Annotated in this window: 21 protein-coding genes; all 21 read left to right on the plus strand. The window is 46.9% G+C overall.

What is annotated here, in order from left to right:
- The first annotated feature begins 21 nt into the window (after positions 1-21).
- The 21 genes from WG8_RS09970 (at position 22) to WG8_RS10070 (ending at position 19,326) form a co-directional block, all read left to right on the plus strand.
- On the plus strand, positions 22-246 hold the full coding sequence (locus tag WG8_RS09970; RefSeq protein WP_007430031.1) for a flagellar FlbD family protein: 225 nt from the start codon (positions 22-24) through the stop codon (positions 244-246).
- The gene (locus WG8_RS09975) at positions 243-716 is read left to right on the plus strand and encodes a flagellar basal body-associated FliL family protein (protein WP_007430032.1); all 474 of its coding nucleotides are present in this window, start codon (positions 243-245) and stop codon (positions 714-716) included. Before WG8_RS09970 ends, WG8_RS09975 begins: the two co-directional genes overlap by 4 nt.
- A 43-nt stretch (positions 717-759) precedes the next feature.
- Positions 760-1,758, plus strand: a complete 999-nt coding sequence (fliM, locus tag WG8_RS09980; RefSeq protein WP_007430033.1) for a flagellar motor switch protein FliM — start codon at positions 760-762, stop codon at positions 1,756-1,758.
- The gene (gene fliY / locus WG8_RS09985; protein ID WP_007430034.1) at positions 1,748-3,034 is read left to right on the plus strand and encodes a flagellar motor switch phosphatase FliY; all 1,287 of its coding nucleotides are present in this window, start codon (positions 1,748-1,750) and stop codon (positions 3,032-3,034) included. Before fliM ends, fliY begins: the two co-directional genes overlap by 11 nt.
- Before the next feature lie 29 nt (positions 3,035-3,063).
- Positions 3,064-3,429 (plus strand): response regulator, encoded by a 366-nt coding sequence (locus tag WG8_RS09990; protein ID WP_007430035.1) that lies wholly within the window; start codon positions 3,064-3,066, stop codon positions 3,427-3,429.
- A 12-nt stretch (positions 3,430-3,441) separates the two neighbouring features.
- On the plus strand, positions 3,442-3,975 hold the full coding sequence (locus WG8_RS09995; protein WP_007430036.1) for a flagellar biosynthetic protein FliO: 534 nt from the start codon (positions 3,442-3,444) through the stop codon (positions 3,973-3,975).
- Positions 3,972-4,727: a flagellar type III secretion system pore protein FliP gene (gene fliP / locus WG8_RS10000; RefSeq protein ID WP_007430037.1), complete on the plus strand. Its 756-nt coding sequence runs from the start codon at positions 3,972-3,974 to the stop codon at positions 4,725-4,727. The genes WG8_RS09995 and fliP overlap by 4 nt, the downstream gene beginning before the upstream one ends.
- Positions 4,728-4,764: 37 nt before the next feature.
- Positions 4,765-5,034, plus strand: a complete 270-nt coding sequence (gene fliQ, locus WG8_RS10005; RefSeq protein ID WP_007430038.1) for a flagellar biosynthesis protein FliQ — start codon at positions 4,765-4,767, stop codon at positions 5,032-5,034.
- A gap of 10 nt (positions 5,035-5,044) precedes the next feature.
- Positions 5,045-5,830, plus strand: a complete 786-nt coding sequence (fliR, locus tag WG8_RS10010) for a flagellar biosynthetic protein FliR (protein ID WP_043890949.1) — start codon at positions 5,045-5,047, stop codon at positions 5,828-5,830.
- The gene (gene flhB / locus WG8_RS10015) at positions 5,830-6,942 is read left to right on the plus strand and encodes a flagellar biosynthesis protein FlhB (protein WP_007430040.1); all 1,113 of its coding nucleotides are present in this window, start codon (positions 5,830-5,832) and stop codon (positions 6,940-6,942) included. Before fliR ends, flhB begins: the two co-directional genes overlap by 1 nt.
- Before the next feature lie 23 nt (positions 6,943-6,965).
- Positions 6,966-8,999, plus strand: coding sequence for a flagellar biosynthesis protein FlhA (gene flhA / locus WG8_RS10020; RefSeq protein ID WP_007430041.1), 2,034 nt, complete (start codon positions 6,966-6,968; stop codon positions 8,997-8,999).
- Positions 8,996-10,426, plus strand: coding sequence for a flagellar biosynthesis protein FlhF (gene flhF, locus WG8_RS10025; protein WP_007430042.1), 1,431 nt, complete (start codon positions 8,996-8,998; stop codon positions 10,424-10,426). The genes flhA and flhF overlap by 4 nt, the downstream gene beginning before the upstream one ends.
- Complete coding sequence (locus WG8_RS10030; protein WP_007430043.1) at positions 10,423-11,310, plus strand: MinD/ParA family protein; 888 nt, start codon at positions 10,423-10,425, stop codon at positions 11,308-11,310. Before flhF ends, WG8_RS10030 begins: the two co-directional genes overlap by 4 nt.
- Before the next feature lie 30 nt (positions 11,311-11,340).
- Complete coding sequence (gene cheB, locus WG8_RS10035) at positions 11,341-12,882, plus strand: chemotaxis-specific protein-glutamate methyltransferase CheB (protein ID WP_007430044.1); 1,542 nt, start codon at positions 11,341-11,343, stop codon at positions 12,880-12,882.
- Between the two features lie 33 nt (positions 12,883-12,915).
- Positions 12,916-15,009: a chemotaxis protein CheA gene (locus tag WG8_RS10040; RefSeq protein ID WP_007430045.1), complete on the plus strand. Its 2,094-nt coding sequence runs from the start codon at positions 12,916-12,918 to the stop codon at positions 15,007-15,009.
- 62 nt (positions 15,010-15,071) lie between these two features.
- The gene (locus tag WG8_RS10045) at positions 15,072-15,533 is read left to right on the plus strand and encodes a chemotaxis protein CheW (RefSeq protein WP_007430046.1); all 462 of its coding nucleotides are present in this window, start codon (positions 15,072-15,074) and stop codon (positions 15,531-15,533) included.
- Between the two features lie 3 nt (positions 15,534-15,536).
- Positions 15,537-16,163 (plus strand): chemotaxis protein CheC, encoded by a 627-nt coding sequence (locus tag WG8_RS10050; protein WP_007430047.1) that lies wholly within the window; start codon positions 15,537-15,539, stop codon positions 16,161-16,163.
- Complete coding sequence (locus tag WG8_RS10055) at positions 16,156-16,653, plus strand: chemotaxis protein CheD (RefSeq protein WP_007430048.1); 498 nt, start codon at positions 16,156-16,158, stop codon at positions 16,651-16,653. The genes WG8_RS10050 and WG8_RS10055 overlap by 8 nt, the downstream gene beginning before the upstream one ends.
- Positions 16,654-16,655: 2 nt before the next feature.
- Positions 16,656-17,069 carry a hypothetical protein gene (locus tag WG8_RS10060; protein WP_007430049.1) on the plus strand — a complete coding sequence of 138 codons (414 nt, stop codon included), beginning with the start codon at positions 16,656-16,658 and terminating at the stop codon, positions 17,067-17,069.
- 14 nt (positions 17,070-17,083) lie between these two features.
- Positions 17,084-17,872, plus strand: coding sequence for a FliA/WhiG family RNA polymerase sigma factor (locus WG8_RS10065; RefSeq protein ID WP_007430050.1), 789 nt, complete (start codon positions 17,084-17,086; stop codon positions 17,870-17,872).
- Positions 17,873-17,916: 44 nt separating this feature from the next.
- Positions 17,917-19,326: a DUF342 domain-containing protein gene (locus tag WG8_RS10070; protein ID WP_007430051.1), complete on the plus strand. Its 1,410-nt coding sequence runs from the start codon at positions 17,917-17,919 to the stop codon at positions 19,324-19,326.
- Positions 19,327-19,341 lie beyond the last annotated feature (15 nt).

Raw genomic sequence — 19,341 nt, forward strand, 5'->3', positions numbered from 1 at the left:
TATCAGGAGGTTGGTGTTACGATGATCCCGTTGACGCGGCTGAACGGCTCGCCTATGTGGCTTAATGCGCTGCTCATTGAGACTGTGGAGGAAACACCGGATACATACGTCACTTTGGTGACGGGGAAACGGTTGATTGTATTGGAAAAAGCGGCAGATGTCGTCTCCTTGATCAAGGATTACAGCCGTGAAATCGGCATCCATGCCGCCACGATAAAAGTGCAACAAATGGAGGAAGACGAATGAAGAAGATGCTGCCATGGCTCATTACAATTTTACTCGCGATTACTTTGATTGCAGGCGCGGCCTTTGTACTTATACCAGCGCTTAGCGGGAAGAAGTCGGAAGTCACTCCGAATGTGCAAGCCACCCAAACAGAACAGCTTCCAAGATTGTCAGCAGATGAACTGGTGGAAGTGAGTTCTGAAATTACCGGTATCAAAACGAATTTAGCGGACGCCGATTACATTGTACAGATGAATCTTTCTTTCCAATTGAACGATGCCAAAGCAAAAGAAGCTTTTGAAAAAATCAAAGACATTAGTATTAAGCCTATTGTTATTCAATTACTTGCAGACACCAAGCCTGATGAGCTCAGAACGGCTAAAGGCCGTAGCCAATTCAGTGACAAGCTGACGGATCTCATCAACAAGTCGCTCCCTGAAGGTCACCTGGGGAACGCCAAAATTACAGACTTTTTACTGGCAGCCATATGATTCCAGGTGAACTTGTCAGGAACACGTAAGGGGGTGAATAACATTGGTGGATGTACTGTCACAAGGGGAAATTGATGCCCTTTTAGCAGCTCTTTCGTCCGGTGAAATGGATGCGGAAGAACTTAAAAAGGAAGATACCCAAAAGAAAGTTCGCGCTTATGATTTCAAAAGGGCGCTTCGTTTTTCCAAGGATCATATTCGGAGTCTGACGCGGATACACGAAAATTTTGCTCGGTATCTGACCACTTATTTTTCAGCTCAGCTTCGTACATTTGTCCAAATTAATGTCGTTCAGGTGGAGCAGCTTCCTTATGATGAATTCATTCGCTCCATTCCGAAAATGACCATTCTGAACATTTTTGAAGCTGAACCGTTGGAAGGCCGAATGGTGCTTGAGGTTCACCCGAATGTAGCTTATGCCATGCTGGACAGGCTTCTCGGAGGAACAGGCTCAGCGCCGCCCAAGGTTAGCGCGTTGACGGAAATCGAGACGACAATCATGGAGCGGATTTTCAGTCGTACCTTTGACAGCCTGCAAGAGGCTTGGAAAACGGTATTGGACATTGAACCGCGTCTGGAGGCGATGGAAACCAATCCGCAGTTTATGCAGATTGTTTCGCCGAATGAAACGATTGCTCTGATTTCGCTCAGTACCAAAATTGGTGATACCACGGGGATGATTAACCTCTGTATCCCGCACGTGGTATTAGAGCCCATTATGGCTAGACTGTCCACGCACCAGTGGTTTACATCCCAAAAGAAATCAAGGGCGCCTGAAGAGATTGACGCCTTGAGATTACGGGTCACCAAGGCAGAGCTTCCTATTGTTGCCGAGCTAGGTGAGTCCCGGATAAATGTGGCTGAGTTTCTAGGCCTTTCGGTTGGGGATGTCATTTCATTGAACAAACCTGTCAAGGAAGGACTGTCCATCCGGATAGGCGAGAAATTGAAGTTTATGGGAAGTCCCGGCATGGTGAGAGATCGTGTTGCCGTACAAATTGATGAAGTTGTCAACGAAGGAGTTGAAGAAATTGACGAGTAAAGACTATTTGTCCCAGGAGGAAATTGATGCCTTGCTGAAACAGTCTGAAGCGGGGACGGATTCTACTCCCGCAGGCAAGACCGTTGACGATTTTCTGACTTCTCTGGAGCAGGATGCTCTCGGGGAAATCGGTAATATAACGTTCGGCAGCGCAGCGACGGCTCTTTCCACACTGCTGGGTCAGAAGGTGGACATTACGACACCAAAGGTTTCAATTATTACCCGTTCTGAATTTGAAACGGCATTTCCAAAGCCGCACGTAGCAGTACATGTGAATTACGTCGATGGATTTGAAGGTATTAACTCGCTCGTAATCAAAAAGCGCGATGCGCAGGTTATTGCGGACTTAATGCTTGGTGGTGAAGGAAATCCGGCAGATGAAGAATTAAATGAAATTCATATCAGCGCCGTGCAGGAAGCGATGAACCAGATGATGGGCTCGTCGGCAACCTCAATGTCTACCATGTTTAACCGTTTTGTGAATATCTCTCCGCCGGGGATTGATATTTTAGACCCGATGCACGGAGATGGAGTATCCAGCTTGCCAGATGAAGAGACGCTTGTCACAGTATCCTTCCGTTTATTGATCGGTGAACTCATTGACTCTACATTGATGCAGCTGTTACCTGTAAACTTCGCCAAAAGGATGGTAAGCATCCTGATGAATGGCGGAGAGGACGAAGAGCAGCCGCAAACCTCAGCACAGCAGACAGCTGCAACAGCAGCTCCGGAAGTGCCGCAACAAGCCAAGGCTCCGCAGCAGCCGCCTGTAGCCGCTCAGGCGCCACAGAATGCAGGCTACGGACAGCAGCCGCCAGCATATCCTCAAGACCCGGGATATGGACAGCCAGCGGCTTCAGGCTATGGATCACCGGGTTATGGAATGTCGGCTGGTGTACCGCCGCAAGCTCCTTATGGGACACCTCATCACTACGGTGCAGTACCGGGACGTAATGTAAATGTGCAGCCTGTACAATTTTCTAACCTGCAGTCTGGTGCATTTGCGCAAGTCGATGAAAACAATTTAAATTTATTGATGGACATTCCCCTTAGAGTCACCGTAGAATTAGGAAGGACCCAAAAGCAAATTAAAGATATTCTGGAGCTCTCACAAGGTTCAATTATTGAACTGGACAAACTTGCCGGGGAGCCGGTCGACATCCTAGTTAACAACAAACTGATTGCTAAGGGCGAGGTTGTCGTGATCGACGAGAACTTTGGCGTGCGTGTAACAGATATTGTAAGCCAATGGGACCGTATTCAAAAATTACAATAATAGCATAATTTAGGGAGGATTTATTTCAGATGGCAAACCGTATTTTGATCGTGGACGATGCTGCATTTATGAGAATGATGATTCGGGACATCCTGTCCAAAAATGGATTTGAAGTAGTAGGAGAGGCCCAGGACGGATCACAGGCGATTGAAAAATTCAAGGAGCTTCGTCCGGACCTGATTACGATGGATATTACGATGCCCGAAATGGACGGCATTGCCGCTCTGAAGGAAATCAAACAAATTGACGCCAACGCAAAGGTTATTATGTGTTCTGCGATGGGACAGCAAGCCATGGTTATTGATGCCATTCAAGCTGGTGCAAAAGATTTTATCGTTAAGCCTTTCCAATCGGATCGGGTTATCGAAGCCATTAACAAAACACTGGGTATCTAAGGCGCACCCGGTATGGATACAAAACAGGGTGCCTCTGACGCATTGAGTACATCCAGCAATATAGGCAACATCGCCTGGGTCCTTTTCGTGCTAATCTTGATCATCGTACTGATCGTGTACTTGATACGGTTTTTGAGTAAAAGAAATCAGAGCTGGTTCAGCAACCGCTCCGTTCGCATACTGGGAGGCGTGGGGCTGGGCCCCAATAAATCCCTTCAGCTTGTTGAAGTTGGTAGCAGTGTGTACCTCATTGGTGTAGGAGAAGATATCCGGCTTGTTGACAAAGTATCCGATCCTGAAGAAGTGGAGCAAATTTTGGCCGCACTGGAGCAGGAAGCTTCTCTGCAGCGCGGCCCAATTGCCCCGCTGTTCGCTAAAATCGTGGACAAGCTTCGTCGGAACAACGCGGTACAGCAGCAGCCTGAAGAAGAAACGTCGTTTCACGAGATGTTTGAAGCCAAGCTTCGGCAGATGCCAAATCGCAAGGATAAACTTGAAAAGCTGCGCAATGAGGAGAATACTACAGATCGGTCGGGAGATTCATGAGAAAAAAGATTATACTAGCATGTTTGCTGCTTGTCTTGTTCAGCTTCATTTCGGTGACGGCGGCCTCTGCAGAACCGATTCCGAACATTGATATTCAAGTCGGCAATTCGGACAAAGGACAGCCCGGTGCCACCTCGCTGTCTATTATTTTACTTATAACGGTCATTAGTGTAGCGCCGGCGTTGCTCATGCTTATGACAAGTTTTACGCGAATTGTGATTGTGCTCGGCTTTGTGCGAACCTCGCTGGGGACACAGCAGATGCCGCCCAATCAGGTGCTTGTCGGACTGGCTTTGTTTCTCACTTTATTCATTATGGCCCCGACGTTCTCGGCTATGAACGAAACTGCGCTTCAGCCATATCTGAAGGGGGATATAACACAGTCCCAGGCGCTGGACAAGGCATCGGTACCGATCAAGACGTTTATGTTCTCTCATACGCGTGAGAAGGATCTACTGCTCTTTATGAAGTACACCAAGATGGAAAAACCAAAAAATTATCAGGAAATTCCATTAACAGTGATGGTCCCGGCTTATGCAATCAGTGAGTTGAAAACGGCATTTCAGATGGGTTTTATGATTTTCATACCATTTTTAGTCATAGACATTGTGGTGTCGAGTACACTCATGGCTATGGGGATGATGATGCTGCCGCCTGTAATGATTTCACTTCCTTTTAAGATACTGCTTTTTGTGCTTGTAGATGGCTGGTATTTGGTCGTCAAATCATTGCTTCTGAGTTTTAATACATGAATATTTCCTGCAAGGACAGCAATCAAGGAGGACGGCAATGACTTCGGAGTTTATTATTTCCCTGGCTGGACAAGCGGTGTACATTGTACTCAAGGTGAGCGCTCCGATGCTGATTTTGGGGCTAGTCGTGGGTTTGATTATCAGCATTTTTCAGGCGACAACCCAAATTCAGGAGCAGACACTGGCCTTTGTTCCGAAGATTGTCGCCGTATTGCTGGCGTTGCTTTTGTTCGGACCTTGGATATTGACCACTTTAGTGGACTTTACGTATAACATTCTGGACAATTTGTACAAATATATAGGTTAGGCTGAAAGCTATGAACATGGTGTTACAGAGTTTTCCTGTTTTTCTGCTGATTTTTTGTCGGATTGCCTCGTTTTTTGTAGTAGCACCTATCTTTTCAACCCGAGGAGTACCTAATATCTATAAGGTTGGAATTTCAGGATTTCTGGCTTTGGTCGTGTATCTTACCTACGGTACACATCAACAGGTACCAACCGATGTTGTATATGTGCTGTTAGTAGGTCGCGAAGTGCTGATTGGGTTGCTGTTGGGGTTTACTGCATATCTGTTCATGACAGCGATCCAGACCGCCGGTTCATTTATTGATTTACAGGTAGGCTTCGGGATGGCCAGCGTGTTTGATCCCATGACAGGGGCTTCAACGCCTTTAACAGGGAATTTCAAGTTTGCCATAGCTGTGTTGTTCTTTTTAAGTATCAATGGGCACCATCACCTGCTGAATGCAATCTTATATAGCTATGATTGGGTACCGCTGACAAATGATTTTTTTGTAAAACTGTATGGCGGCAGTGTAACTGAATTCCTGGTACGCACCTTTGCGGAATCATTTTTGCTGGCCTTCCAAATTGCTGCTCCCATTGTAGTGGCTACTTTTCTGACGGATGTGGGCCTTGGCTTTTTAGCAAAAACAGCGCCTCAGTTTAACATTTTTGTCATTGGTGTACCGCTTAAAATTATTGTGGGATTGTTCATGTTGCTGCTTCTCATGCCAAGTTTTGCTTTTATATTCGAAAAATTGTTTTCTGTGATGTTCGAATCCATGCGCAACTTATTGGATATTATGGGCACCCGCCCTTAATGTCTGGTCTGGAGGAACGTAGTTTGTCATTTAAATATGCTATGAACCTGCAGTTGTTCTCAGGGGAAAAAACGGAAAAAGCTACACCCAAAAAGAAACAGGATGCAAGACAAAAAGGGCAGGTTGCCAAAAGCATGGAGTTGCCCGCCTCCGGTGTCCTGCTGGCTACGTTTTTTTGCCTTATGATGTTCGGCGGGTATTTTAAGGATCATGCGGTTCGCTTGTTTCGGGATATATTTATGAATCGCCTCAATATGGAGGTAACACCAAACACAACGCTGCTGATGATGGGTGAGTATGGCGTGCAAATCATCATTATGCTGGCTCCTATTTTTATTGGGGCTATTGTCATCGGGATAGCGGCGAATTACATGCAGATCGGTTTTTTATTAACCGGAGAGGGCATCACGCCCAAGTTTAGCAAGATTGATCCGATTAAAGGATTCAAAAATATTTTTTCTATGAGGTCATTGGTCGAATTCCTGAAATCAGTTTTAAAGATGACCGTGATTGGTTATCTGGTGTACAGCGTACTTTGGAAAACAAAGGCTGACCTACCCAAGCTAGCAGAAATGTCCGGTGATCAAATGTTAAGCTTCACGGCTTCATTAACGATGGAACTGGGGCTTAAAATTGGCGTGGTGCTGTTCATTTTAGCGGTATTGGATTATATGTACCAACGCTATGAACATGAGAAAAACCTGAGAATGTCCAAACAGGACATCAAGGATGAGTACAAGAAAATGGAGGGTGACCCGCTGATCAAAGGGAAAATCCGCGAACGGCAGCGCCGTATGGCCATGCAGCGTATGATGCAGGAAGTTCCTAATGCAGATGTCATCATCACCAACCCTACGCACTTTGCTGTGGCTTTGAAATATGACGGTTCGGAGATGGAAGCCCCTCAGATTATTGCGAAAGGGCAAGATTACGTAGCACTCCGAATTAAGGAAATTGCCAAGCAAAACGGCGTTATAACGATGGAAAACAAGCCGCTGGCGCGGGCGCTGTTTCAAAGAGCCGAAATCGGGGATGCGATACCAGCTGACCTGTTTCAGGCTGTTGCCGAAGTGCTGGCGTATGTATATAAATTAAAAGGTAAAGTGAAATAAAGGGATCGGAGGCCTAGAGACCCATGAAAATGAAAGAAATAACTGTCCTTGCAGGCGTCATCGGCATCGTTCTAATGATGATTCTCCCGATCCCTTCATGGCTGCTTGATATTTTACTCGTCATCAATATATCTATTGCTTTGATGATTCTACTTGTTTCTATGAACACGAAGGAAGCTTTACAATTCTCTATTTTTCCTTCATTGCTGCTTATCACCACATTGTTCCGTTTGGCGCTTAACATTTCCACGACCAAACTCATTTTAGGGGAGGGACATGCAGGGGAAGTCGTGGCTACATTTGGTAGCTGGATTGCAGGCGGACAAATTGCGGTCGGTTTTGTGGTCTTCCTGATTCTCGTGGTCGTACAGTTTATCGTTATCACCAAGGGCTCTGAACGGGTTGCTGAGGTAGGCGCACGCTTTACATTGGATGCGATGCCGGGTAAACAAATGAGCATTGATGCTGACCTCAATGCGGGTCTGATCAACGAGCAGCAAGCCCGTGAGCGGCGCAGCAAAATCGAACGTGAAGCGGATTTTTACGGAGCGATGGATGGTGCGAGTAAATTCGTTAAAGGTGATGCCATCGCCAGTATTATCATTTTGATTATTAACCTGGTTGGCGGTTTTATCATTGGTATGGCCGTTCAAGGAAAGGGATTTGCAGAGGCACTGTCGACTTATTCTGTTCTCACCATCGGTGATGGACTGGTTAGCCAGATTCCCGCACTGCTCATATCCACAGCGTCAGGTTTGATTGTTACGCGAGCTACATCGGATGGAAACCTGGCAGAGGACTTGACAGGACAGCTTTTCTCTTATCCAAAATTGATCTACATTGTGGCTGTCACGATTGCATTATTGGGCTTTTTCACACCAATCCATATCATTACAACTCTTCCGCTGGCCGTTCTGCTATTTTTCGCGGCCCGCAGGATGCAGGGCAATATGGAACGCAAGCAGATAGCCGAAGAACAGCTGGAAGAGGAACAACAAATTGAAGAGGTACGTAGTCCGGAAAGTGTCATTAATTTGCTTCAGGTTGATCCGATTGAGTTTGAGTTCGGGTACGGGCTGATTCCACTGGCCGATACACAGCAGGGTGGGGATTTGCTGGATCGGATTATCATGATTCGCCGTCAATGCGCCTTGGAGCTGGGTTTGGTTGTACCGGTCATTCGTATACGGGATAACATTCAGCTCAAGCCTAACGAATATGTAATTAAAATTAAAGGAAATACGGTAGGTGGCGGAGAACTGCTGTTGAATCATTATCTGGCTATGAGCCCGGGATACGACGACGATTCCATTACAGGGATCGAAACGACAGAACCGGCCTTCGGATTGCCTGCGCTCTGGATTGATGAGAACACCAAGGATGTTGCGGAACTATCAGGCTATACCGTAGTTGATCCACCTTCAGTCGTAGCTACTCACTTGACGGAAACGATCAAGAAACATGCTCATGAGCTGCTTGGCAGACAGGAAACACGTTCGTTGGTCGACAATCTCAAAGAAAATTATCCAGTGCTGGTGGACGACCTTATTCCTTCCGTGCTGGCAATTGGAGATGTACAAAAAGTATTGGCCAAGCTGTTGAAGGAAAAAATTTCAATACGAGATATGGTTACTATTTTCGAGACACTGGCTGATTACGGTACTTACACAAAAGATCCCGATGTGCTGACTGAATATGTACGTCAGGCGTTGTCCCGTCAGATTACCCAGCAGTTTGCTCAGCAAGGCGAGACGTTGCGTGTCATTACCGTAGGACCGGGACTGGAGAAGAAAATTGCTGAAAGTGTGCAACAGTCGGAGCAAGGAAGCTATTTGGCCCTTGATCCAGTGTCAACGCAAACCGTGTACCAGAAGATGATGGAGCAAATCAATCGTCTCATTCAATCCGGACAGCAGCCGATCGTATTAACGTCACCGACGATTCGTATGTATTTGCGGCAAGTGATGGAACGGACAATGCAGGATGTCCCGGTGCTGTCGTATAGTGAACTGGAGCCGAACGTTGAAATTCAAAGTGTCGGGGTGGTGAACTTATGAGAGTGAAACGATATGTGGTGGATACCATGCCGGAAGCCATGCTGCAAATCAGGGGCGACTTAGGAACGGATGCCGTCATTTTAAGCACGAAGGAAATCAAGGCCGGCGGTTTTATGGGGATGTTCAGTAAAAAGAAAATCGAAGTGGTCGCTGCGGTAGAGGAGAAGCAACCTCAAAAGCCTCAGCGGATTGGAACACCACGACAACAGTCTTTTCCTATAGCGAAGGAACCTGAGCAGCTGGAGGTGCCATCGGCGCCTGTAGTTCCCAGACAAGCCGCTCCAGAAGCTTACCGGCGTGTAACGCAGATGACGGGCGGTTCCAGAGAGGGAATGGCTGATTTAACAGCCGGCTCGGAACAAACGGCATCAGCCTCGGAGCATTCATCAGCCGGGTCTGATCATAGTCCGGAAACAATAGCTCAACTCCTGACGAATGAAGCCTTATTTTCGAACATGGAAACGTCCAGTGAACTATTGAAGCAACCAATGGAATCAAGGGTTCCAGACAAGAGCGGCGCAGCGGAAAATAAGGCTCTGCTCAATGAATTACGGGAAATGAAAGCTATGATGACTCGCTTTTCCCGCAACTCCTCGCTGGAAAGTACTTGGCCGGAGCCATTGCAAGAGATTTGTGAACGATTGTTGGAACAGGAAGTGGAGCGTGATCTGCTAGAGTATTGGCTCGAACGAGTATATGAGCGACGTAGTGAGCACCCTTTTGCTCCAGAGTCTTTTGATTGGGAACAAGCCCTTCGTGAAGAAGTAGCCGAATTTATTCGGACAAGACTGGACAAAGGCATCTCAAAAGATACCAAAATTGTGTATGTGGCAGGCCCAACGGGGGTAGGGAAAACGACGACCATTGCCAAGCTGGCAGCAGAGCAGTTGTTTAAGCATCAACGCAAGGTTGGATTTATTACTTCTGATACGTATCGTATTTCGGCCGTTGAGCAACTGCGTACATATGCTACGATTTTGAATGTACCGCTTGAGGTTGTGCAATCTCCCGGGGATGTTCACAGAGCCATTCAGCGTCTGGAGCATTGTGACCTGATCCTCATGGATACTGCGGGACGAAACTATCGGAATGAGCTGCTGGTTTCCGAATTGCAAAGCCTGCTTTCACCTATTAAGGAAAGTGAGACATATCTGGTGCTCAGCATGACGTCCAAAAGCAAGGATATGCTCAATATCACCGGCCATTTCAGTAAGTTCGGCCTTGGCAAGGTTGTATTTACGAAGATGGATGAGACAGGAAGCTGCGGAGGAATGTTTAATCTATTGCATCATTTTCCGATGCAGCTGGCTTATATCACTAACGGACAAAATGTTCCTGATGATCTTCTTCATCCAGATACAGAAATGGTGACAAGCATGCTGCTCGGAGCCAAAGCATTATCAGGAGATAGCGGAGATTTGATATGAGCGACCAAGCCCAATCACTTAGACAGATGGCTTCAGCCTTGGATAAATTCCGATTGCCCCCACGTGATCGCCAGGCGAAAATTGTAACGGTCACCAGTGGTAAAGGCGGGGTAGGCAAATCCAATTTCACGCTCAACTTTGCTTTGGCCCTGCAATCCCTTGGTCGAAGGGTACTTGTATTTGACGCTGATATTGGTATGGCCAACATTGATGTGTTGATGGGGGCCAACTCACAATACAATCTTCTTCACCTGCTAAAACGTGAAAAATCAATGGATGAAATTATTCAAACGGGTGTAGGTGGTCTGCCTTATATTGCCGGAGGATCGGGCTTGAGCGAGCTGTTTTCGCTATCAGATGATGATCTGAATTATTTTGCCGATGAAGTGGAGAAAATGGCAGCAAATATGGATTATATTTTGTTTGACACCGGTGCGGGTTTGTCCAAGGAAAACCTTAAATTCATCACTTCAGCTGACGAATGTATAGTTGTAACCACACCGGAACCGACGTCCTTAACAGATGCTTATGCGCTAATCAAGGTCGTGAGCGGCTTGCAAAAGGATACGGTATTCAAAATTATAGTCAATCGTGCCGATAACGATAATGAGGCCCGTCAAGTTGCCGATAAGATTGCACTTGTTGCAAGACGTTTTTTGGAGATCGATATCCCGTTGCTTGGACATATCAGTGATGATACACATGTCATACAGGCAGTCAAAAGGCAAGTACCTTTCTGGGTTGCCTTTCCGGGATGTGCGGCCTCCAGAGATGTATTGAATCTGGCTCACCGTTTTGCAGCAATGCCGCAGGCTCCGCAATCTAGCACATTGAGCGGAATTAAAGGTTTTATGCAAAAATGGCTGCGACGTTCTGTACATTGATTTTGATGAGAGGAAACAGAGGTGTTTAACATGTGTGCTTACCGGGTGCTGGTTGTAGATGATTCGGCCTTTATGCGCAAAATTATTTCAGATTTAATTGTAAGGGATGAGTCGTTCACCATCGTAGGTACAGCTGCCAACGGCAAAGAGGCTGTAGAGAAAGTGAAGGAGTTACAGCCGGATCTGGTTACTCTGGATGTCGAAATGCCTGAAATGAATGGGCTTGAAGCATTGCCACTGATTATGGCAGCCCATCCGTTGCCTGTCATTATGTTGTCTGGCATTAATGAGCAAGGCATGAAGGAGACCATCATGGCTCTGGAGGCAGGAGCTTTCGATTTTATAAGAAAGCCATCCATATCTCATGCGCAAGACATTGGACAGGTAAGCAAGGCGCTGCTGGAGCAGATGCATACCGCTATGCAAGCAGTGCGCAGCCGTATGGAACGGAAGGAAGCGAATGAGCGCAAAGCAGCACTGGAGCAAGAAAATAAAACGCCACTGGAAAACCCTCCAGAGGGACAGGCTGTGACAGAGAAACGAGTGGAAGCACCAACAGAGAAGACCCGTATTACTCCTCCAGTTTCTCCACCTGCTACATCGGCGCAGCCGAAGCGAGATGCCGGCAAACCCGTCCAGGCTGCTGCCAAGCCAGAAACAAAACGGAAGCAGTCAGAAACATCTGTGACTGGTGAGCGCAAAGGTCAATCCTCGGCTCAGCCGAGCAAGCCAGCGAAAGCACCTGCTGCGCAGCCGAAGCAGGAACCGTCCAATGGTACGGAACGAAAGAATAGGAAACTGGATATTTCCGGTACGGCTGCTGCCAAATCGCTGCAGCGTACGGACAAGGCAGGACTGGTTAAGCCGGAGCAGCGGAAGACCGTAACTTCATCGGCTTCTTCCACTCCTTCAACGCCTACGCCTTCGGTAACGGCACCTGCAATTCCGACTCCACCTAAGGGGCTGTCTTTTAAAAAAGGTGTGCATACATCCAACTTTCGCAAGCTGGTAGCGGTCGGATGCTCTACAGGTGGCCCGCGGGCGCTGAAGACGTTGCTGGAGCGCATTCCTGGGGATTTTCCTGCCCCCATCGTCATCGTTCAACATATGCCTCCTAACTTTACTCGCTCGCTGGCACAACGTCTGAACACGTTGAGCCCTCTCCGAGTAGTGGAGGCAGAGCAGGGAATGACGCTGGAGACCGGTACCGCCTACATCGCTCCAGGAGGATATCAGTTAAGAATTGTGCCAGGAGCGGGCGGTAAATACACCGTTTCACTGAAGACGGAAGAAGCTCGTAATGGTCACCGTCCTTCTGTAGATACGATGTTCGAATCCTTGCTCCCGTTAACCTCACTGGAACGGCATCTAGTGTTGTTGACTGGCATGGGAAGCGATGGAGCTAAAATGATGAAAAAGCTTTATGATGCTGGGGTACAGTCCACATTTGCTGAAAATGAAGAAACTTGTGTCGTGTACGGAATGCCCCGCTCAGCAGTAGAGTTAAAATGTGTGCGTCACCTTCTGCCTATGCAGGAGATCGCCCCCAAGCTTGTACAAGTTGTGAAATAATCGGAGTGTAACTCATGGAGGAGGTGTCTCACAATGGACATGAACCAATATTTAAACATGTTTATTGATGAGTCGAATGATCATCTGCAATCTCTTAACGAAAATATGCTTCAACTGGAAAGCAACCCTACAGATCTAGGCATCGTTCAGGTGATTTTCCGTTCTGCCCATACCCTCAAAGGAATGGCCGCTACGATGGGGTTTGAAGATCTGGCATCGCTCACTCACCAAATGGAAAACGTTCTTGATCTGGTACGCAACAACAAGCTGGCGATGCATGAATTTATATTCGATACCTTGTTCAAGGGATTGGATGCTCTGGAGTCCATGGTGCAGAACATTACAGAGGGCGGCGATGGAAAAGCGGATGTTTCCTCCATTGTAGCTTCACTGCAATCCATTGTGAGCGGTGATTTCCAAAAGTCCGGTACGGGTGCTGTTTCTGTGGATTCTCCAGCCCAAAAAGTGGAACGTAGCGATAGTGCTGGGCTTGTTCTGGATCAATTTCAGTATTCTGTACTGGAGCAATCTATTTCCGAGGGGCATCGTGTTCACTATATTCAAGTGACAATCAGCTCAGATAGCCAGCTGAAGGCGGCACGTGCTTTTATGGTATTCAACACGCTGGAAAACTCCGGTGAAATCGTGAAAGCTTATCCGTCCGTACAGGATATTGAGCAGGAGAAATTTGAACAAAGCTTCTCGTTATATTACATAACGCAGAAAGAAGTCGGGGAGCTGGAAAAGGAAATCGCGAGTATTTCCGAAATCGAAACTGTCTCCGTAGTACAGCTGGATCAGGAATCTCTTAAACAAATGAGCGAAGTTACTGCCGGAGTGGCAGAGGCTGCTGCGGTGCAGGAGGCTGTTGCCGTACAACAATCCGCTCCATCCCAGCCGCAGTCTCCAGCTGCGGCCTCTGTTGCTAAGCCAGCTGCAGCTAAAGCACCAGCAGCCAAGGCAGCTGCACCTACACATAACCGTACTATTCGTGTAGATATTGAACGTCTGGACGTACTGATGAATTTATTCAGCGAGCTGCTCATTGATCGGGTACGGTTGGAGCAGCTGGCAAGTGAAGCTTCCAATCCGGCACTGACAGAAACGGTAGAGCACATGAGCCGTGTGAGCAGCGATTTGCAAAACGTTGTGCTTAAATTGCGGATGGTTCCGGTCGATACTGTTTTCAACCGTTTTCCACGCATGGTGCGCGATCTGGCCAAATCACTTGATAAAAAACTGGATCTGGTTATTACTGGTGCAGAAACTGAAATGGACCGCACTGTTATCGACGAAATTGGCGATCCTCTGGTGCATTTGCTCCGTAACTCCGTGGATCATGGAATTGAGTCAGTAGCCGACCGTATTGCCGCTGGTAAACCAGAGACAGGAACGGTGCAATTGCGTGCCTTCCATAGCGGAAACAACGTATTTATCGAGATTGAGGATGACGGGAACGGCATTAATCGTGAGAAGGTACTGAACAGCGCTATTTCCAAAGGGATTTTGACAGAAGAGCAGGCAGCCGTCATGACCGACGAGGAAGCCTATCAGGTACTGTTTGCTCCAGGCTTTAGTACAGCGGCGGTTATTTCCGACGTCTCAGGACGCGGTGTTGGTCTGGATGTTGTTAAATCCAAAATTACGGCTTTGGGTGGCAATGTTACCGTTCACTCTACCTTGGGGAAAGGAACCAACTTCTCTGTACAATTGCCACTGACCCTGTCCATTATTGCAGCGATGATGATACAGATTGGCTCTGAAAAATATGCAATTCCTTTGTCATCCATTGTGGAGACCGCGATCGTCAAACGGACACAAATTCGTTCGGTACATGGCAATAAAATGATCGCTTTCCGCGATTCCCATATCCCGCTTATCTCCTTGAGTCAGCTGTTTGAGGTACCGGACTTCAATGAAGATGAGGAAGAAGAGACTGAGGTCGTGGTAATCCGCAAGGGAGACCGTCTGGCAGCACTTTCTGTGCAGGACTTTTTGGGGCAAAGTGAAATTGTCCTTAAAAATTTGGGCAAGTACCTTCCAAACATTCAAGGAATTTCAGGCGCCACGATTTTGGGTGACGGTCAGGTTGCTTTGATCATTGACCCGAATGTTTTCATTAAATAATGTCTTCATTAAAAATGAAAGAAATGTGAGATTGCTGACATCAATAAGGAGGGTTTTTAGACATGGGAGAAGAAATTAAAGTTATCGTATTTAAGCTTGGTGAAGAGGAATACGGTGTCGAAGTAGAAAAAGTCCAATCTATTGAACGCATGGTGCCGATTACACGGGTTCCGAGAACATACGATTTTGTTAAAGGCGTATTCAACATGAGAGGCGTAGTCATCCCAGTTATTGATCTTCGTGGCCGCTTTGGATTGCCTGAAGCTGAGTATACGGATCAAACCCGTATCATTATCGTTGCAGTAGGTGAGATGCAAGTCGGCTTTATCGTTGATTCGGCGAATGACGTTATTGACCTGAATACCGACAACATCGAGACACCACCGGAAGTGATTGGCGGAGTCAAGGCTAAATACCTGCGTGGAGTTGCTAAAATCGGTGAAGAGCGCCTGTTGATCATGCTGAACTTGTCCGAAGTCCTGAATCGAAGTGAAATGAACCAACTGGAAGGTTTAGAGGACTAATATATGGAGAATCTTAGGAACCTCGAAGACTTCAAGTTGGATGTTTTGAAAGAGGTTGGCAACATTGGTTCGGGGAACGCTGCTACAGCGCTCTCCCGGCTTCTCAATAAACCGATTGATATGGGTGTGCCCAAAGTACAGATGCTGCCCTTTGAGGAAATTGCCGATAAAGTCGGTGGAGATGAGCAACTTGTTGTTGCCGTGTTTTTTAGGGTCGAAGGGGAAGCGCCAGGTAATCTATTTTTTATATTGCAGCCTCAGGCGGCCAAAAGTCTGCTGTCCCGTCTGGCGAACATTCCTTCAGATGACGAAGACAGCTTTAACGAAATGGAGCATTCAGCCCTCTCCGAGATTGGAAATATTTTAGCGGGCTCATACCTGTCCTCGCTGGCGGATTTCACACGTTTGTCTATGTATCCGACAGTCCCTGCGCTGGCATTGGATATGGCGGGAGCAATTCTCAGCTACGGGCTGCTCCAATTTGGGCAAATGGGGGATGCGGCTTTATTGATTGACACATCGTTTCTGGAAGGTCAGAATCAGATTGAGGGTCAATTTTTCCTTATTCCTGATCCAGAATCGTTCGGGAAAATTTTTAGGTCGTTAGGAGTCCCGATGAACGATGATTGAGGAGAAAAGCATCATTAAAGTCGGCATGGCAGACTTAAATGTAACCAGCAATCCGAATTCGATTCGCACGACAGGACTTGGCTCCTGCGTCGGATTGACCCTCTACGACCCTCATTTGAAACTGGCAGGCATGGCACACGTGATGCTACCGTCCTCGGATATTGCACGTGAAGGGCAATTGAACATTGCCAAATACGCGGATACAGCACTGCCGGAGCTGTTTGAGCGGATGCTGAAATTGGGAGCCGAACGCCGCAGACTGATTGCCAAAATGGCAGGCGGAGCGCAGATGTTCGCCTTTGCCGGTAGTGGAGATACCATGCGGATTGGTCCGCGCAACGTAGAATCATGTAAGGAAATGCTCGTAGATCTTGGTATTCCTTTGATTGCGGAGGATACTGGCGGTAATTATGGACGAACGATTGAGTTGGACTGTGAAACCGGCGTTTTGAACATTCGAAGCGTACAAAAAGGTGTAAAGGAATTATAATTATGTTATTTGGCAGCTTACGCATTAATCTTTGGTCTGGAGTAGTCGGATTTTGTCTGACTTTTGTGTTGTCCGTTGGCAGCAATCTGCTGACCACGAGCTTAATTCGTGGCTTGATCGCCTTCGTTTTTTGGTTCCTACTTGCATTTGTGCTGCGCTGGACACTTGGTGTTGTAGCGCGGCCAGATCTGGGGAATGCCCAAAGCCGGGCAAGCTCTCAGGTAGATGGCGTAGGTGAGAATCTGGACCTGACGACACCAGACGAAAATGAAAATCTGAATGAATTGCTGAAGCCGAAGCCAGAGCAGACGGACGGGGGAGATCATGGTTTCGCACCTTTAAACCCGCCTAAGCTGGTTTCCAACAAGAACCCTGAAGAATTGGCCAAGGCCGTTCGTCACCTGACAGACAAATAAGGAGGGTGAAGCCGATGAACGAGCGAAAAGCCGCTCATTTAAACCATTCCGAGCTGTGGGAGCAATGGAAAGAACACGGTGACAAGGAAGCAAAAAAGCAGTTAATTGAAAAGTATCTTCATATTGTGGAGTATGTGTCGGGTCGGCTTGCAGTAGGCTTACCTAAAAATGTATCCAAAGACGACTTGGCGAGTAACGGGGTCATGGGCTTGATTGATGCTTTGGAGAAATTTGACTATGGACGTGGTTTACAGTTTGAGACTTATGCTTCTTGGCGTGTTCGTGGAGCGATTTTGGATGGTCTTCGTCAAGGGGATTGGGTTCCTCGTTCAGTTAGGGAAAAAGCGAAAAAAATTGAAGATGCCTACCAGCATTTGGAGCAGAGATATTTGCGTACAGTTAGCGATGAAGAGATGAGCCATTATTTGGACGTCTCCGAGAAAGAGTTTCAAAATATGATTCAGGAAGTTGCTGTTATGTCGATCGTCTCACTGGAGGACCCGATCCGCGAAGAAGAGTCGGAAACACGGCTTTCCCTTTTGGTGGACGAGAAGGCGAAAAATCCAGATCATAAAGTCAATGAATTTACACTTCGTGATGCCCTTGCACAAGGCATTGACAAATTGACTGAAAAAGAGCGTATCGTTGTTTCTTTATTGTATTACGAGGATTTGTCGCTCAGTGAAATTGCTGAGGTCATGTCGCTCTCTCCTTCGAGAATTTCACAGTTGCATTCCAAGGCAATATTACGCCTGAGAGCGACATTGGACAAACAACGGGATTTGTTAATGCGTAAAGATTAACGTACGGGAGGTTACAGTAACAGTTAAACGGAAGGAGCACCCTTGTGGAGAAGCAATATGCTTTGGACCAGTTTTTAAAAGTGGTTGTCTCACCTGACAAACAAACCGCCTATTTGGAGTTTGCCAAACGTGAAGAAGGCTTTAACTGTTCTGTCGAGGAACTAGAGCGTTTTCTGAGCAGCCAGAAAATATCTTATGGTTTAATTACTGATGCGATTCATACATTTGTGGCACGTCCAGAAGATCATTTCTTCACCAAATTATTGATTGCTCAGGGAAAGCAGCCGATCCATGGCAAAGACGGAAAAATTAATCTGGCCGAAATCGTGACCGGAGATTATTCACATAAGCCGCTCGAAACCGCTGACGGCCGGGTGGACTATAAAGAATTAACTCGTTTGCGAAATGTAAAGCGTGGACAGCTGATTGCCGAACGAGTTGAGCCTATGCCGGGTGTACCGGGTATTGCTGTAACTGGGGAGGAGATTCCTTTTCTTCCAGGTAGAGAGGCCCGCTTTAAGATTGGAAAAAATGTAGTGGTTCATCCGGAAGGCATTGCGATGTATGCGGCTATTGATGGATTGGTGACTACAACTGAAAAGGGCAAGCTTAATGTATTCCCTGTATATGAAGTAAACGGAGACGTGGATTATAGTGTTGGTAACATTGATTTTGTTGGAACCGTCGTCATTCGTGGAAATGTATTGACAGGTTTTCGTATTCGGGCTGCTGGCGACATCCGTGTTATCGGTGGTGTGGAAGGTGCTGAACTGGAAGCGGAAGGTTCGGTGGAAATCAGTGGCGGCATTATTGGATACCATAAGGGCTATGTGAAAGCAGCACAAAATGTGAAATGCTCCTTTATACAGGATGGTAACGTCATTGCGGGAGGCGATATTCTCGTATCCCAAAGCATTATGCATTCCCAGATTAAAGCGAGCAAAAATGTGATCTGCGAGGGGACAAAAGGACTCATCGTGGGTGGCAATGTACAAGCAGGTGAAAAGGTAGTGGCGCGTACTATCGGTAACACGATGTCCACAGCTACCATTATCGAAGTGGGCGTGCTTCCAGAACTGCGTAATGAGCTGACAGAGCTGCGCGCACGTTTGAAGCAACAGACAGACAGTCAGGATAAAACCAATAAGGCTCTCACTATATTGGATCAGCTAGCTGCCACTGGACAGCTTGCACCGGAAAGAATGGCCATGCGAATCAAGCTGACATCTACTAAAAAATCTAATGAGCATGAGCTTTTGGAAACCAAGTCCAGGATGCTGGAAATTGAACGAACATTGGAAGATACGAGCCGTGCACGGGTAGAAGTAAAAAATATAATTTACGGCGGCTCTAAAATAGTTATCGGCAGATATACGAAATTTATTAAAGATTCAGTGGAAAGAATGGCGTTTTATTATCATGAGGGAGACATCAGCATGTCCTCTTATGTATAATTTGGTATACGGATT

It is taken from the genome of Paenibacillus sp. Aloe-11 (assembly GCF_000245715.1).
Taxonomy (GTDB): Bacteria; Bacillota; Bacilli; order Paenibacillales; family Paenibacillaceae; genus Paenibacillus; species Paenibacillus kribbensis.

Excerpts from the sequence above, each read along its gene's own strand:
- flhB (WP_007430040.1), top strand. The coding sequence starts at position 5,830 with ATGTCTGGTCTGGAGGAACGTAGTTTGTCATTTAAATATGCTATGAAC.
- flhA (WP_007430041.1), top strand. The coding sequence starts at position 6,966 with ATGAAAATGAAAGAAATAACTGTCCTTGCAGGCGTCATCGGCATCGTT.
- fliR (WP_043890949.1), top strand. The coding sequence starts at position 5,045 with ATGAACATGGTGTTACAGAGTTTTCCTGTTTTTCTGCTGATTTTTTGT.
- WG8_RS10050 (WP_007430047.1), top strand. The coding sequence starts at position 15,537 with ATGGAGAATCTTAGGAACCTCGAAGACTTCAAGTTGGATGTTTTGAAA.
- WG8_RS09995 (WP_007430036.1), top strand. The coding sequence starts at position 3,442 with ATGGATACAAAACAGGGTGCCTCTGACGCATTGAGTACATCCAGCAAT.
- WG8_RS10060 (WP_007430049.1), top strand. The coding sequence starts at position 16,656 with ATGTTATTTGGCAGCTTACGCATTAATCTTTGGTCTGGAGTAGTCGGA.
- fliP (WP_007430037.1), top strand. The coding sequence starts at position 3,972 with ATGAGAAAAAAGATTATACTAGCATGTTTGCTGCTTGTCTTGTTCAGC.
- WG8_RS09970 (WP_007430031.1), top strand. The coding sequence starts at position 22 with ATGATCCCGTTGACGCGGCTGAACGGCTCGCCTATGTGGCTTAATGCG.
- WG8_RS09990 (WP_007430035.1), top strand. The coding sequence starts at position 3,064 with ATGGCAAACCGTATTTTGATCGTGGACGATGCTGCATTTATGAGAATG.
- fliQ (WP_007430038.1), top strand. The coding sequence starts at position 4,765 with ATGACTTCGGAGTTTATTATTTCCCTGGCTGGACAAGCGGTGTACATT.
- WG8_RS10065 (WP_007430050.1), top strand. The coding sequence starts at position 17,084 with ATGAACGAGCGAAAAGCCGCTCATTTAAACCATTCCGAGCTGTGGGAG.
- WG8_RS10045 (WP_007430046.1), top strand. The coding sequence starts at position 15,072 with ATGGGAGAAGAAATTAAAGTTATCGTATTTAAGCTTGGTGAAGAGGAA.
- WG8_RS10040 (WP_007430045.1), top strand. The coding sequence starts at position 12,916 with ATGGACATGAACCAATATTTAAACATGTTTATTGATGAGTCGAATGAT.
- WG8_RS10030 (WP_007430043.1), top strand. The coding sequence starts at position 10,423 with ATGAGCGACCAAGCCCAATCACTTAGACAGATGGCTTCAGCCTTGGAT.
- WG8_RS10055 (WP_007430048.1), top strand. The coding sequence starts at position 16,156 with ATGATTGAGGAGAAAAGCATCATTAAAGTCGGCATGGCAGACTTAAAT.
- WG8_RS09975 (WP_007430032.1), top strand. The coding sequence starts at position 243 with ATGAAGAAGATGCTGCCATGGCTCATTACAATTTTACTCGCGATTACT.
- cheB (WP_007430044.1), top strand. The coding sequence starts at position 11,341 with ATGTGTGCTTACCGGGTGCTGGTTGTAGATGATTCGGCCTTTATGCGC.
- flhF (WP_007430042.1), top strand. The coding sequence starts at position 8,996 with ATGAGAGTGAAACGATATGTGGTGGATACCATGCCGGAAGCCATGCTG.